Raw genomic sequence first — 12,439 nt, forward strand, 5'->3', positions numbered from 1 at the left:
ATGCCCGCTCCCGACATCGCGTCGCTTTATGCGTCCCACGTCAGCGTACTGCAGCAACGCACCGAACGCGCACTCGATCGCGGCGGTTTTGATCATCTCGTCGTGCCGAGCGGCACGCTGCACTACCAGCTGTTCGACGATCGCGACTATCCGTACGCGGTCAATCCGCAGTTCAAGGCCTGGGTACCACTGACGCAGACCCCCGGCAGCTGGGTGGTGATCACGCCTGGGCAACGACCGAAGCTCGTCTACCTGCAGCCGTTCGATTACTGGCACGTGGTGCCGGAAGCTCCTGCAGGCTATTGGGTTCCGCACTTCGACATCGTCGTGATCCGCACGCCCGACGAGGCACGCGCCCATCTGCCGAAGGATCCGGCGCGTTGCGCGATCCTCGGCGAAGCGCAGAGCGCGCTCGGTGACATCGCGCCGAACAACCCGCCTGCGGTGCTGCAGTACCTCGACTATCACCGTGCATACAAGACGTCGTATGAAATCGAGATGATGCGCATGGCATCGCGCATCGGCGTGCGCGCGCATCGAGCGGCGGAGGCGACGTTTCGCAGCGGCGCGGGCGAGTTCGACATCCACCTCGCGTACTGCGCCGCGGCGCGCCAGGACGCCGTCGAGCTGCCGTACCGCAACATCGTCGCGCTCAACGAGCACGGCGCGGTACTGCATTACACGGAACTCGACCGCGACGCACCGACGGACTCGCGCAGCTTCCTCATCGATGCCGGCGCGTCGTACGCCGGTTACGCCTGTGACATCACGCGCACCTACGCCCGCGACACGTCGGGCGAGTTCCAGCAGCTGATCGATGCCGTCGATGCAGCGCAGCTGCGGATGTGCGCGCAGGTGCGGGCGGGCACCGACTACCGCCGCATCCACCTCGACGCGCACCTGGCCATCGCCGGCATCCTGCGCGTGTTCGGCATCCTCAAGCTCAGCCCGGAAAGCGCGGTCGAGACCGGCGTTAGCGGCGTGTTCTTCCCGCACGGCATCGGCCACGGCATCGGCCTGCAGGTGCACGACGTCGGCGGCTTCGCCGAGTCCGACCGCGGTGGCACGATCCCCAAGCCCGAAGGCCATCCGTACCTGCGCCTCACGCGCACGCTCGAAGCGGGCATGGTGGTCACGATCGAGCCGGGGCTGTACTTCGTCGACCTGCTGCTCGATGGCCTGCGCGGCGGCGCCCATGCGGATGCGGTCGACTGGGCGCGCATCGAGCAGTTCCGCCCGTTCGGCGGGATCCGCATCGAGGACGACGTGGTCTGCACCGAGGCCGATCCGATCAACCTCACACGCGACGCCTACGCGGAATCCGGCGCGGGCTGACACGCGATGCCCACGGGCCTGTCGACGCTCGCGCTGGTGATGCTGGGCGGCGCGCTCGGCGCGGCGGGCCGCTGGTGGCTCGGCGGCTGGCTGCTGCGGCGCGCCAGCGACGGCCTGCCCTGGGGCACGCTGGCCGCCAACCTCATCGGCTCACTCGCGATCGGCTTCCTTGCGACCTGGCTCGATGCGCGCGGACCCGCCGCCGCGCCGTGGCGAGCCCTGCTCGTCGTGGGCGTGCTCGGCGCGCTCACGACGTATTCGTCGCTGATGCTCGAGTGCCTGCTGCTCGCTCGCGGCGGTCGACACGATGCGCTGATCGGCTATCTGGCGCTCACGCTCGTGGGCGGTCTTGGGTTGGTATGGCTCGGGGCGCGCCTTGCGGACGGAATGCGGCCGGCATAAGCACGCCCCCGTGCGTCGTACGGCCCGTGTCCGCACAGCGGCGCTTTCAGTCCGAACGCGGACGCTTCGCCAGCGCGACACGGTCGGCGGTCGAGCATGTCATCGCTGAGATCGACGCCTACGAGCGCGAGCGGGTCGCGCTGGACCCCCGAGCTACGGTGTGAGGTCGACCGCGTAGCGTGGATCGCTCAGCTCGATCGGCAACATCGCGTACCGGCGCTCGTCGGCGGTGTCAGGGGCGTAAGGTCGCGACTCCCATCGGCGCGCAACGCCTGCAAAGGCCAGCGCCTCGCGAGGCGACGGCAGGGCTTCGATCAAGGTCACCGCCTCGGGCCGACCGCCCGCCGGGTCGGCGCGAAGCAGGTACAGCGCAACCGCCGGCGCAGTCGGCCGTCGCGAAGCCTGCACCGGATGGTTGTAACGCGACGCTGCAAATTCGGCTCGCTGCTGCTCCCGCAGCGGAACGGCTGCGACGGCGGCCGCGGCCGCGGCCATGCGTTGCAACTGCGCACCGCGGCGCTGCTGGAACTCGGTGAACGCCTCCGCCACCGCGTCCTCGCGGCCCTGCTTGGGCAGGTATTCGAAACAGCGCTTGAGCAGGTACGCGGTGTACGACGCGGGGCGAAACGAGGACTCGCCGGGACGGCGGCCAAGCGCGTGCAGCTCGCGCTCGACGGCCGCCCACGCCTGCGCCCATTGCATCGCCTCGCGGTAACGCCCGGCTTCGATTTCAAGTTCGGCCAGCGACGCCAGCGCCAGCGCCGGGCAGCGCGGCGCGTCGACGCACTTCTCGAGCCAGTACCGCGCGGTGTCGAGATCACGCTCGACCGCTTGCGCCGGATGCTCCATGCCGAGCCGGAACAACGCGCCGAGCCGGAACGCGGCCGCGCCGTCGCCCTTCATCGCCGCTTCGATCGTCTGTCGGCGCGCATCCGCACGCTGCGGTGGCGGCGCATCGGCACGGAACAGGGCCTGCGTGGCCTCCGCGCTTGGCGACGCGCGCGAGTCCGGCCCTGCTTCGGCCACTGGAGCCGAAGGTTCCGCGTCACTCGCAGCGGCCGGCACTGCAAGCACGGCCATCAGCAGGGCCGCGCCCACGCTGGCGCTCCATACCGTGTTTCGCATCAATGTCTTCCTTGATCCGGGCAGCGGCCTCAGCGCGCCGCCATCAGCGTCTCGATCTCGTCCGCGCTGCGTGCCAGCGCCGCGGTCAGCACGCGGTGGCCGTCCTTCGTGACCAGCACATCGTCCTCGATGCGGATCCCGATGCCACGCCACTTCGCCGCAACGCTGGCGTCGTCGGCCGAAATGTAGAGCCCGGGCTCGATCGTGAACACCATGCCCGGCTCGAGCAGCCGGGACTGGCCGTCCAAGCGGTATTCGCCGACATCGTGCACGTCGAGCCCGATCCAATGTCCGGTTTTGTGTCGATAGAAGCGCTTGTAATGCCCGTCGGCGACGTTCTTCTCGAGCCGGCCCTTGAGCAGACCCAGCTGCAACAGCCCTTCGGTGAGGGTGTGCACCGCCGCGTTGTGCCCGGCCTCGTACGCGACGCCCGGCCGCGCCTGCGCGAGCGCGGCGGCCTGCGCGGCAAGCACCAGTTCGTGCAGCAACCGCTGCTCCTTCGAGTAGCGGCCGTTGACGGGGAACGTGCGGGTGATGTCCGCCGCGTAACCGCGGTATTCAGCGCCGGCGTCGATCAGCACGAGTTCGCGATCGCGTACGACTGCGTTGTTCGCGTGGTAGTGCAGCACGCAGCCGTTTGCGCCGGCGCCGACGATGCTGCCGTAGGCGGGGACGGCGTCGTGCATGCGGAACACGTACTCGACCGTCGCCTGCAGCTCGAACTCACGCACACCCGGGCGGGCCGCACGCATCGCCGCCTCGTGCGCGAGCACGGAGATGTCCGCGGCGCGCTGCATGAGCTTGATCTCGGCCGCGTCCTTGAACAGGCGCAGTTCGTCGAGCACGTGGCCGAGCTCGAGGAACTCGTGCGGCGGCTGCGCGCCGTGGCGCACGAGCGCGCGCACGCGGTTGAGCCAGCCGATCAGCTTGAGGTCGAATTCCTGGTCGCGCCCGAAGTGGTAGTACACGCGCGAGCGGCCTTCGAGCAGGCCGGGCAGGATGTCGTCGAGGTCCTCAATCGGATACGCGTCATCCAGCCCGAATGCTTCGACCGCACCTTCCGGACCAAAGCGCGGGCCGTCCCAACCTTCGCGCTCGGGATCGCGCTCGCGGCAGAACAGCAACGCCTCACCGTGCGCGCGGCCGGGCACGAGCACGAGCACGGCCTCGGGCTCCGGAAAGCCCGTGAGGTACCAGAGGTCAGAGTCCGGGCGGTACGGGTAATGCGTGTCGCGGCTGCGCACGCGCTCGGGCGCCGTCGGGATGATCACGATCGCGTCGTCGCCGACGAGTCGCATGAGCTGCTTGCGCCGGCGCGCGTGGTTCGCGGCCGGCACGCCACTGGCGGAGGCCATCAGTTGAAGCTCTGGCGGTGCCGTGCGGCCAGCACGCAGTCGCCGTGCAGCAGCAGCGCGGCGACGCGCACGAACTCTTCGATCTCCACGAGCGCCTGCTCGTCCTCTTCGTCGCCCTCGTCCTGGGGCTGCGCGGCCGCAAGCTTGGCGAGGTCGGCCAGTGCCTCGCGGCTTTCTTCCGACAGCGTCCGCACGGCGCCGGCGGCCAGGCCGAACGCGCCGACGAAGCCGCGGCACCAGTCGAACAGCGCGCCACTGCGCTCGGCGAGCGATGCGGGCTCGGTCGGCAGCAGCAGGTCGAACTCGAAGCTGCGATCGCCGAGCTGGGCGACGCTCACGCGCCGCAGCTCATCGAGCGCGCTCTCGGCCGCCGGCGCCGGCACGGCATCGTCGACGAGCACACGCGCCGGCCACTCGCGTACGTCGGCGCCGCCGCCGGCGAGCCAGCCGCACAGCGCGCCGTGCAGCTCGGAAGCGGGCGTCGCGAGCGAGAGCCGGGCGATTTCGGCCTCGACTGCAGACAGCGGAGGCAGCGGGCCCGCGGAAGAAGATGCGTCGTGGTGCACGGCAGGAACGGCTTGGGGGATGTGCGAAGTGTACGCGGAGCCGGTCGACGCCCGGTGGTTGCCCCATCGCCGTTGCCGCGACACACTCGTTCCATCTGAAGCGCCCCGGTGGCAATGCGTCCGTTTCCTGCCCTCGCCTGCGCGCTGAGCCTGTTTGCCGCGTTGCTTTCGTCGCCGGTCGCTTCGTCGCCGATCGCGGTGCCGGCCGCGCACGCGTCGCCGCGCGATTTCTATTTCAGCCGCCTCGGCCGCGAGCACGGCCTGCGCCAGAACTCCGTCACCGCGATGGTGCAGGATCCGCAGGGCTTCGTCTGGGTCGGCACGCAGGGCGGCCTGCACCGCTTCGACGGCAGCCGCTACGCGAGCTTCCGCCACGACCCTCGCGACCCGGCCACGCTGCCCGACAGCTACATCAAAGCGCTGTCGATCGGCCCCGACGGCGCGCTGTGGATCGGCACGAACGCGCAGTACGTCGCACGCCTCGACCCGGCCAGCGGTGCGATTCGCCGCTACGCGCCCGGGCGCGACGCGGCCCCGGGCGATCGCCAGGTGCGTGCGGTCCTGGCGCAGGGCGACGCCGTATGGGTCGGTACGCCTGCGGGGCTGCAGCGGCTCGACCCGCGCACGGGTCGCTCGCGCACGGTGCTCACGCTGGACGAACGCCCCGAGGGCGTGATGCCCGCGCAGCGACTCGTGCGTGCACGCGACGGTGTGTGGTTCGGGACCTCGCAAGGGCTGTATCGCGTGACGGCCGACGGCCAGGCCCGTCGCATCGGTGCCGCCGAGCCGGTTCGCAGCCTGCACCTCGACCCGGCGGGCACGCTGTGGATCGGGCGACTGGACGGGGTCGAGCGGCTTCCACCGGGGGCCATGGCGCCTGCGCGCGCATGGCCGACGCGCGCGTCTGCCGATGACGGCGGCGATGTCCGCTCGATCGTGCAAGCGCCCGACGGCGCGCTGTGGCTCGCCGTGTTCGGGCGCGGCCTGCGGCGGTTCGACCCGCAAACGGGCGCGACGAAGGCGCTGCGGCACGACCCCGACGCGGCGACGCCGCTGCCGGAGGACACGGTGCAGACGCTGCTCGTCGACGCAGGCGGTATGCTCTGGGCCGGCGGGACATTCCGCGGCGTGGCGCTCACCGACACACGCGGCACGCGGTTCAACCACGTGGTCGAACCGCAGCCCCGCGCGGCCGACCACGGCGGCGACAGCGTGCGGGCGATTGCGCAGGACGACGACGGCAGCCTGTGGATCGGGACCGACACCGCGCGCCTGCTGCAGTACGAGCCCGCCTCCGACCGCTTTACCGATCGCAGCGCACTGCTGCCGCCCGCAGCGCCGGGCGCGAACAGCCCCCGCGCCCGGGTGCAGGCGATCGGCGACGCCGGCGAGCGCGCGTTCTGGTTGGGGACCAGCGACGGACTGCTGCGGCTCGACACCGCAGCGATGCGCGTGCAACCCGTCGCCTTGCCCGGGCAGCCCAACGTTGCACTGCGCAGCCTGCTCGTCGATCGCGATGGCTCCTTGTGGCTGGGCACGAGCGGACACGGCCTGATGCACTACCGGCCGGGCAACGGCGCGCTCGTGCGCTACCCGCATCGCGCCGGCGAATCCGGCTCCCTGCCGCACCCGACCGTGTTCGCCCTCCTGCAAGATCGACAGGGGCGGCTGTGGATAGGCACCGGCGACGGTCTCGCGCGGCTCGACCCCACACGCGGCACGCTTGCCTCGTTCCGTCATTCGCCAGGCGACGCCAGCAGCCTGCCCGGCAACATCGTGCGCGCCTTGCACCAGGACGCGTCGGGGGCGATCTGGGTCGGCACGCACGCAGGGCTGAGCCGCGTGATCGAGCGACCGCACCCGGACGGCGGCACGGCGGTCGCGTTCGAGCACCCGCTGGCCGAACGCCTGGACAACGGCGATGTGCCGGCCGTGTACACGATCGCCGAGCGCCCCGCGGGCCAGTTCTGGCTCGGCACCGACAACGGCATCGTGCGCTTCAACCCGCGCACCGGGCACAGCCGCGCCTACGGGGTCGCCGACGGGCTGCAGGACCTGGAATTCAACGGCGGCGCGGTCGCCGCACTCGCCGACGGGCGCCTCGCGTTCGGCGGCGTCAACGGCCTGAACCTGTTCGATCCCGCGCGCCTGCACGACACCGCCTACGCGCCGCCCGTGCGGCTGCTGTCTGCGCGCATCGATGCCGATGCCCCCGACGACAGCGGCGTGTTCTGGCGTCCTGAACGTATCGACGTGCCGGCCTCGGCCGACCTCCTGCGGCTTCGCATCGGCGCGCTCGATTACGCCCCGGGTGCACGACCGCATTACCGCTATCGACTCGAAGGCTTCGACCGCGGCTGGATCGACAACGGCACCCAGCAGGACATCACCTACACGCGTCTGCCGCCAGGCGACTACGTGTTCCGCGCCCAGGCCGGCAGCCCGGGCCGCGGTTGGAGCGCCCAGGAACTGAACGTGCCGGTGCATGTCGCCGCACCGCTGTGGCGCCACCCACTCGCGCTCGCGGCCGCGGCTGCGTTCGTGCTCGCAGTACTGGCCGCACTCGCATGGTGGTGGCGGCTGCGCCGGCAGCAGGAGCGCGGCTATTTCGAACAGATCCGCGAGCGTGAGGAGCGCCTCAAGCTTGCACTGTGGGCCTCCGGCGAGCAGTTCTGGGACTTCGACCTCGCCAGCCGCATGCTGCATCGCATGCAGGTCGACGAGGAGTTGGGCGCCACGCCCGGCTTCGGCGTGCAGACGCAGGTGGAGGCGAACCACGAGATCCACCCGGAAGACCTGCCGCGCGTTCTCGACCAGCTGCGCCGTCACCTGCGCGGCCAGGCGGCGCTGTTCCTGTCCGAGCATCGGATCCGGATCGCGCCCGGACGCTGGGCCTGGGTGCGCGCGCGCGGTCGGGTCGTCGAGCGCGACGCCAACGGCCAAGCTCTGCGCGTGTCCGGGACTGCACGCGACATCACCGCCAGCCGCAACGCTGAGCGCGAGCGCCGCGTGGCGAGCGAAGTACTTCGCAGCATGGCCGAGGCGGTCGCCGTGTTCGACCGCGATTTCACGTTCGTGGCAGTCAATCCCGCGTTCGCGCGCATGACCGGCTATACCGAGACCGAGGTGATCGGCCGACCGACGCGCGTGCTCGACAGCCCGCAGCACGATGCCGACTTGTACCGGCAGATGCGCGTCGAGCTCGAGCACACGGGCCGGTGGTCGGGCGAGTTGTGGCAGCAACGCAACGACGGCAGCGAGTTCCTGTGCTGGCTGCAGGCCAGCGCAGTCGAAGACAGCGGCGAAACCCGTGACCTCTATGTCGCCGTGCTCAGCGACATCACCGACCAGAAGCGCACCGAGCAGGAGCTGCGTTACCTCGCGAACTACGACACGCTCACGAGCCTGCCGAACCGCACGCTGCTCTCGGAGCGCCTGTCGCGCGCGATCGTGCGGGCGCGCCGCCACGATTCGAAGATCGCGGTGCTCTTCCTCGACCTCGATCGCTTCAAGGACATCAACGATTCGCTCGGCCACGCCACCGGCGACCGCATCCTGCGCGCCGCGGCCTCGCGCCTGCAGCAGACCGTCGGGCCTCAGCACACGGTGGCGCGGCTTGGCGGCGACGAGTTCACCGTGGTGCTCGAGCGCATTGCGACCGCCGAGGACGCCGAACAGATCGCGCGCGACATCATCCGCGCGTTCGGCGCGCCGCTCGACGTCGACGACCGGCACGACCTCGCGATCTCGCCGTCGATCGGCATCGCGATGTATCCCGACCATGCGCTGGTGCCGACGGATCTGCTCAAGCACGCCGACACGGCGATGTACAAGGCGAAAGCGAACGGCCGCCGCACGTTCATGCGCTACCACGACGGCATGGACGCCGAGATCCGCCGCCGCGCGACGATCTCCGGCGCGCTGCGCAAAGTGCTCGACCGCGGCGAGCTGCGCCTCGTGTTCCAGCCCAGGCTCTCGCTGCTCGATCGACGCGTCACCGGAGTCGAGGCACTGCTGCGCTGGAACAGCCCCGAGCTCGGCGACATCCCGCCTGCGCAGTTCATTCCCATCGCCGAGGAAAGCGGACTCATCCTCGAGATCGGCGAGTGGGTGCTGCGCGAGGCCTGTCGCACGCTGCAAGGCTGGCGCACGCGCGGCGTCGAAGAGCTGGCGATGGCGGTCAACGTGTCGGCACTGCAGCTGCTGCGCGGCGACCTGCCGCACGTCGTCGCACGCGTGCTCGAAGAGACCGGTGTGCCCCCGCACTGCCTGGACCTCGAGCTCACCGAGACCGTCCTCATGGCGAACGCGCAGGCCACGTCGGACACGCTGCAGGCGTTCCGCGGCCTCGGCGTCGGCCTGGCGATCGACGACTTCGGCACGGGCTACTCGTCACTCGCTTACCTCAAGCGACTGCCGATTACCGCGCTCAAGATCGACAAGGAGTTCATCGGCGACATCACCCACGATGCCGAAGATGAAGCGATCACGAGCACGGTCATCACGATGGCGCACTCGCTGGGCCTGACCGTGATTGCCGAGGGCGTCGAGACGCCAGCGCAGATGCAGTTCCTGAGCGACCACGAATGCGATGAAGTGCAGGGTTTCTGGTTCTCGCGCCCGCTCGAGGCCGACGCCTGTATTGCGTTCATCCAGGGCTGGGTGCCGCACCTCGGCAATACCCCAGTCCCGCCTTGACCGCCCCCCGCGCCCTGCTATCGTGCGGCGCATGGACGCCGACCTCGCCGCGCAGCTGCAACACCTGGTGGACCGCGTTGACACGCTCGCCGAGCGCGTGCGGCGGCTCAACGACGAAAATCGGAGCCTGCGCCAGCAGCAGGAGCAACTCGCGACCGAGCGCGCTGCGCTGCTCGCGAAAAACGAGCAGGCGCGCGTTCGGGTAGAGGCGATGATCGCGCGACTGAAGTCGCTGGAGCAGCACACGTGACCCGTCCGACGCCCGAGCCCGTCAGCATCCGCCTGCTCGACCGCGAATACACCGTCGGGTGCACGCCCGACGAGCGCGACAGTCTCGTCGCCGCCGCACGCTTGCTCGACACAAAGATGCGGGAAATCCGGGGCACCAACCGCATGGCGGCGCTCGACCGCGTCGCGGTGCTCGCAGCGCTGAACTTCGCGCATGAATTGCAGCAGCTGCGCCATGAGGCTGCGTCTCGCGACCGCGCGCTGTCGCGGTCCCTCGCGGATCTCAACCAGCGGTTAGACGGCCTGCTCGACAGCGCGACGCGTTGACGCTGACGCGTCGCACACGCTGATGAATCTCGACCGACTTGTGACGACGGGCGGCTTCGTGCCCCGGCGTGCCGGGCGTATACTCGCCCCACGTCCTCTGCTGTGAGCGACGGCGTGCAAAACATTCGCCTTGTCCCTTAATTACGACCGCGGGTGTGCGACGGACGCCTGGAGTGCAAGTCCGCCTTCGAGCGGAACGCCCGAAGGCGTCCCAGCGCTCCCACTTGAACCCCGGGTTCAAGGTCGTTTCGCACGCATCGCCACGGTGGAGGACTTCTTTTTCCGATCGCGCTGCGGCGCCTGGTCGCCGCGGCGACGCGTTGCGCGTGGCCCGTCCCATCGCGAACCCACCGCCCCTGCATGACGACCGATCGCGCCGCCCTGCGCACCGAGTTGCGCGCCCGCCGCCGCGCCATCCCTGCCCCGCAACGCATTGCTGCCGCCGACGCGCTTGCCGCGCGGCTGTTTGACTTGGCGTTCGCCCCAACCACGGGTTACGTGGCCGGTTATTGGGCGCTCGACGGCGAAATCGCACTGCACGTCTGGCAAACACGCCTGCCCCGGGACTGCGTTTACTGTTTGCCTGTGCTGCAGCCGGGCACGCTGAAATTTGCGCCGTGGCGCTTCGGCGATGCGTTGGTGACGAATCGCTACGGGATTCCGGAGCCTGACGTTGCGCCATCGTCGTTGCTCGACGCCGCCGACCTTGCGCTCATCGTCATGCCGCTCGTGGGCTTCGACGCAAGCGGCCACCGGCTCGGCATGGGCGGCGGCTGGTACGATCGCACGCTTGCGTTTCGCCACGACGCCCCTGCGCCGCCGTACCTGGTGGGTGCGGCGTTCGACGAGCAACGCGTCCCCGAACTCGACGCTGCTGCGTGGGACGTCCCGCTCGATGCGGTGTGTACGCCGACCACGACCTTCAGCTGCCGCCCCGCATGACTGCACGCCGCCGATACTGGCTCATGAAGTCCGAACCCGACGCATTCTCGATCGACGATCTCGAACGCGTGGGCACGGAGCCGTGGACCGGCGTGCGCAACTACCAGGCGCGCAATTTCATGCGGGACGGCATGCAGGTCGGCGACGGCGTGCTGTTCTACCACTCCAACACCGCGCCGCCCGGCATCGTGGGCACCGCCACCGTCGCAAGCACGGCGTACCCGGATCCCACACAGTTCGATCGGGACTCCGGCTACTTCGACCCGAAAGCCACGCATGAGCAACCGCGCTGGCACCTCGTCGACGTCGCATTCGAGCGCCGCTTCAAGCGCACGATCACGCTCGACGAGATCAAGGCACACGCCGATGATCTCGGCGAAGAGTTCCCGCTCATCCGGCGGGGCACGCGCTTGTCGGTATTGCCCGTGTCCGCGGCGCAGTGGCGCCACCTTCTCTCCCTCGAATGACAGGAACGCCGCCGTGACCGAAGCCAAGCGCCAGGCCGCTGAAAAAGCCATCGAATACGTCGAAGACGGCATGATCGTCGGCGTCGGCACGGGCTCGACCGTCGCGTACTTCATCGACGCCCTGGGCCGCATGCGCGATCGCATCCAAGGCGCCGTGTCGAGTTCCGAGCAGAGCACGCAGCGCCTGAAAGCGCTCGGCATCGACGTGCTCGATCTCAACAGCACCGGCCCGCTCTCGCTGTATGTCGACGGCGCCGACGAATGCGATCCGCACAAGCGACTGATCAAAGGCGGCGGCGCCGCGCTCACGCGCGAGAAGATCATTGCCGAGGCGAGCGCGAAGTTCGTCTGCATCGTCGACCCCGCGAAACAGGTCGACGTGCTCGGCCGCTTTCCGCTGCCGGTCGAGGTGATCCCGATGGCACGCAGCCTGGTCGCGCGCGAAATCCTCGCGCTCACGCAGGCGCAGCCGGTGTGGCGTCAGGACGCGGAAGGCCGCGGGGTGGTGACCGACAATGGCAACGCAATCCTAGACGTGCATGGGCTGTCGATCACTGATCCCGTCGCGCTCGAAACCACACTCAACCAGATTCCTGGCGTCGTCGCCGTCGGCCTGTTTGCGCGTCGATCGGCCGATGTGGTCATCGTTGGCGGGGAGACGGCGCGCGTGCTCTAACGCACGCGTGCGATTGAGAACGCGCGCAGTCGGTTGGCGCTGCACTCGAGCGAGATGCCGGCGGAAGCGCTTCAGCCGTGCACTATCGAAGAAATGAGAACACGGTCGCAGTAACTTCTGTTTGACTGTCTAGCGGCGCGTCGTAGTTATCACCAAGCGCCCTCGCAAACCTGACGCATTGCGTCACTCTCACTGCGATCGGCTGACATAAGGCGTCACGCGCAGCGGCCGGCACCGGTCGCAACCGTGATTGCAGTTTCACTTTGCATGATCCGCTGCCTGAAGCCGTGCATTGGCACGTCTTCTGCGTATGCTTTC

General features: G+C 69.5%; 11 protein-coding genes and 1 other RNA gene. 9 read left to right on the forward strand and 3 right to left on the reverse strand.

The annotated features are described in order from the left end of the window. Positions 1 to 1,335: a Xaa-Pro dipeptidase gene (pepQ, locus tag IE075_RS11765; protein WP_189456801.1), complete on the forward strand. Its 1,335-nt coding sequence runs from the start codon at positions 1 to 3 to the stop codon at positions 1,333 to 1,335. A gap of 6 nt (positions 1,336 to 1,341) precedes the next feature. Further along, positions 1,342 to 1,737 carry a fluoride efflux transporter CrcB gene (gene crcB, locus IE075_RS11770; protein ID WP_189456803.1) on the forward strand — a complete coding sequence of 132 codons (396 nt, stop codon included), beginning with the start codon at positions 1,342 to 1,344 and terminating at the stop codon, positions 1,735 to 1,737. 153 nt (positions 1,738 to 1,890) lie between these two features. On the opposite strand, the gene IE075_RS11775 is transcribed toward crcB, so the two are convergent. From IE075_RS11775 to IE075_RS11785, 3 genes are read right to left on the reverse strand one after another with little or no spacing between them, the layout of a single operon-like run. Then, a complete protein-coding gene (locus IE075_RS11775; RefSeq protein ID WP_189456805.1) occupies positions 1,891 to 2,862 on the reverse strand; it encodes a hypothetical protein in 972 nt (323 codons plus the stop codon). Between the two features lie 29 nt (positions 2,863 to 2,891). Beyond that, on the reverse strand, positions 2,892 to 4,217 hold the full coding sequence (locus IE075_RS11780; protein ID WP_189456807.1) for an aminopeptidase P N-terminal domain-containing protein: 1,326 nt from the start codon (positions 4,215 to 4,217) through the stop codon (positions 2,892 to 2,894). Then, positions 4,217 to 4,783 carry a UPF0149 family protein gene (locus IE075_RS11785; protein ID WP_425489373.1) on the reverse strand — a complete coding sequence of 189 codons (567 nt, stop codon included), beginning with the start codon at positions 4,781 to 4,783 and terminating at the stop codon, positions 4,217 to 4,219. Before IE075_RS11785 ends, IE075_RS11780 begins: the two co-directional genes overlap by 1 nt. 114 nt (positions 4,784 to 4,897) lie before the next feature. Here IE075_RS11785 and IE075_RS11790 point away from each other — a divergent pair, with 114 nt between their 5' ends. The 7 genes from IE075_RS11790 (at position 4,898) to rpiA (ending at position 12,121) form a co-directional block, all read left to right on the forward strand. Then, a complete protein-coding gene (locus IE075_RS11790) occupies positions 4,898 to 9,481 on the forward strand; it encodes an EAL domain-containing protein (protein WP_189456809.1) in 4,584 nt (1,527 codons plus the stop codon). Between the two features lie 31 nt (positions 9,482 to 9,512). Then, positions 9,513 to 9,731, forward strand: a complete 219-nt coding sequence (locus IE075_RS11795) for a TIGR02449 family protein (protein ID WP_189456811.1) — start codon at positions 9,513 to 9,515, stop codon at positions 9,729 to 9,731. Continuing rightward, entirely contained in the window at positions 9,728 to 10,036 is a 309-nt protein-coding gene (locus IE075_RS11800; RefSeq protein WP_189456813.1) for a cell division protein ZapA, read from the forward strand. Before IE075_RS11795 ends, IE075_RS11800 begins: the two co-directional genes overlap by 4 nt. Positions 10,037 to 10,127: 91 nt before the next feature. Beyond that, positions 10,128 to 10,312, forward strand: a non-coding RNA gene (gene ssrS / locus IE075_RS11805) — 6S RNA. Positions 10,313 to 10,396: 84 nt separating this feature from the next. Next, the gene (locus tag IE075_RS11810) at positions 10,397 to 10,978 is read left to right on the forward strand and encodes a 5-formyltetrahydrofolate cyclo-ligase (protein WP_189456815.1); all 582 of its coding nucleotides are present in this window, start codon (positions 10,397 to 10,399) and stop codon (positions 10,976 to 10,978) included. After that, on the forward strand, positions 10,975 to 11,445 hold the full coding sequence (locus IE075_RS11815; protein WP_189456821.1) for an EVE domain-containing protein: 471 nt from the start codon (positions 10,975 to 10,977) through the stop codon (positions 11,443 to 11,445). The genes IE075_RS11810 and IE075_RS11815 overlap by 4 nt, the downstream gene beginning before the upstream one ends. Positions 11,446 to 11,458: 13 nt before the next feature. After that, positions 11,459 to 12,121, forward strand: coding sequence for a ribose-5-phosphate isomerase RpiA (gene rpiA / locus IE075_RS11820; RefSeq protein ID WP_189456823.1), 663 nt, complete (start codon positions 11,459 to 11,461; stop codon positions 12,119 to 12,121). The last annotated feature ends 318 nt before the right edge of the window (positions 12,122 to 12,439 follow it).

The sequence above is a fragment of the Cognatilysobacter bugurensis genome (genome assembly GCF_014652095.1).
In the GTDB taxonomy this organism is placed as follows: domain Bacteria; phylum Pseudomonadota; class Gammaproteobacteria; order Xanthomonadales; family Xanthomonadaceae; genus Cognatilysobacter; species Cognatilysobacter bugurensis.

Bases quoted from the DNA above. Each gene is read 5' to 3' on its own strand.
- IE075_RS11815 (WP_189456821.1), top strand. From the start codon at position 10,975: ATGACTGCACGCCGCCGATACTGGCTCATGAAGTCCGAACCCGACGCA.
- pepQ (WP_189456801.1), top strand. From the start codon at position 1: ATGCCCGCTCCCGACATCGCGTCGCTTTATGCGTCCCACGTCAGCGTA.
- IE075_RS11795 (WP_189456811.1), top strand. From the start codon at position 9,513: ATGGACGCCGACCTCGCCGCGCAGCTGCAACACCTGGTGGACCGCGTT.
- IE075_RS11810 (WP_189456815.1), top strand. From the start codon at position 10,397: ATGACGACCGATCGCGCCGCCCTGCGCACCGAGTTGCGCGCCCGCCGC.
- IE075_RS11790 (WP_189456809.1), top strand. From the start codon at position 4,898: ATGCGTCCGTTTCCTGCCCTCGCCTGCGCGCTGAGCCTGTTTGCCGCG.
- crcB (WP_189456803.1), top strand. From the start codon at position 1,342: ATGCCCACGGGCCTGTCGACGCTCGCGCTGGTGATGCTGGGCGGCGCG.
- IE075_RS11780 (WP_189456807.1), bottom strand. From the start codon at position 4,217: ATGGCCTCCGCCAGTGGCGTGCCGGCCGCGAACCACGCGCGCCGGCGC.
- IE075_RS11775 (WP_189456805.1), bottom strand. From the start codon at position 2,862: ATGCGAAACACGGTATGGAGCGCCAGCGTGGGCGCGGCCCTGCTGATG.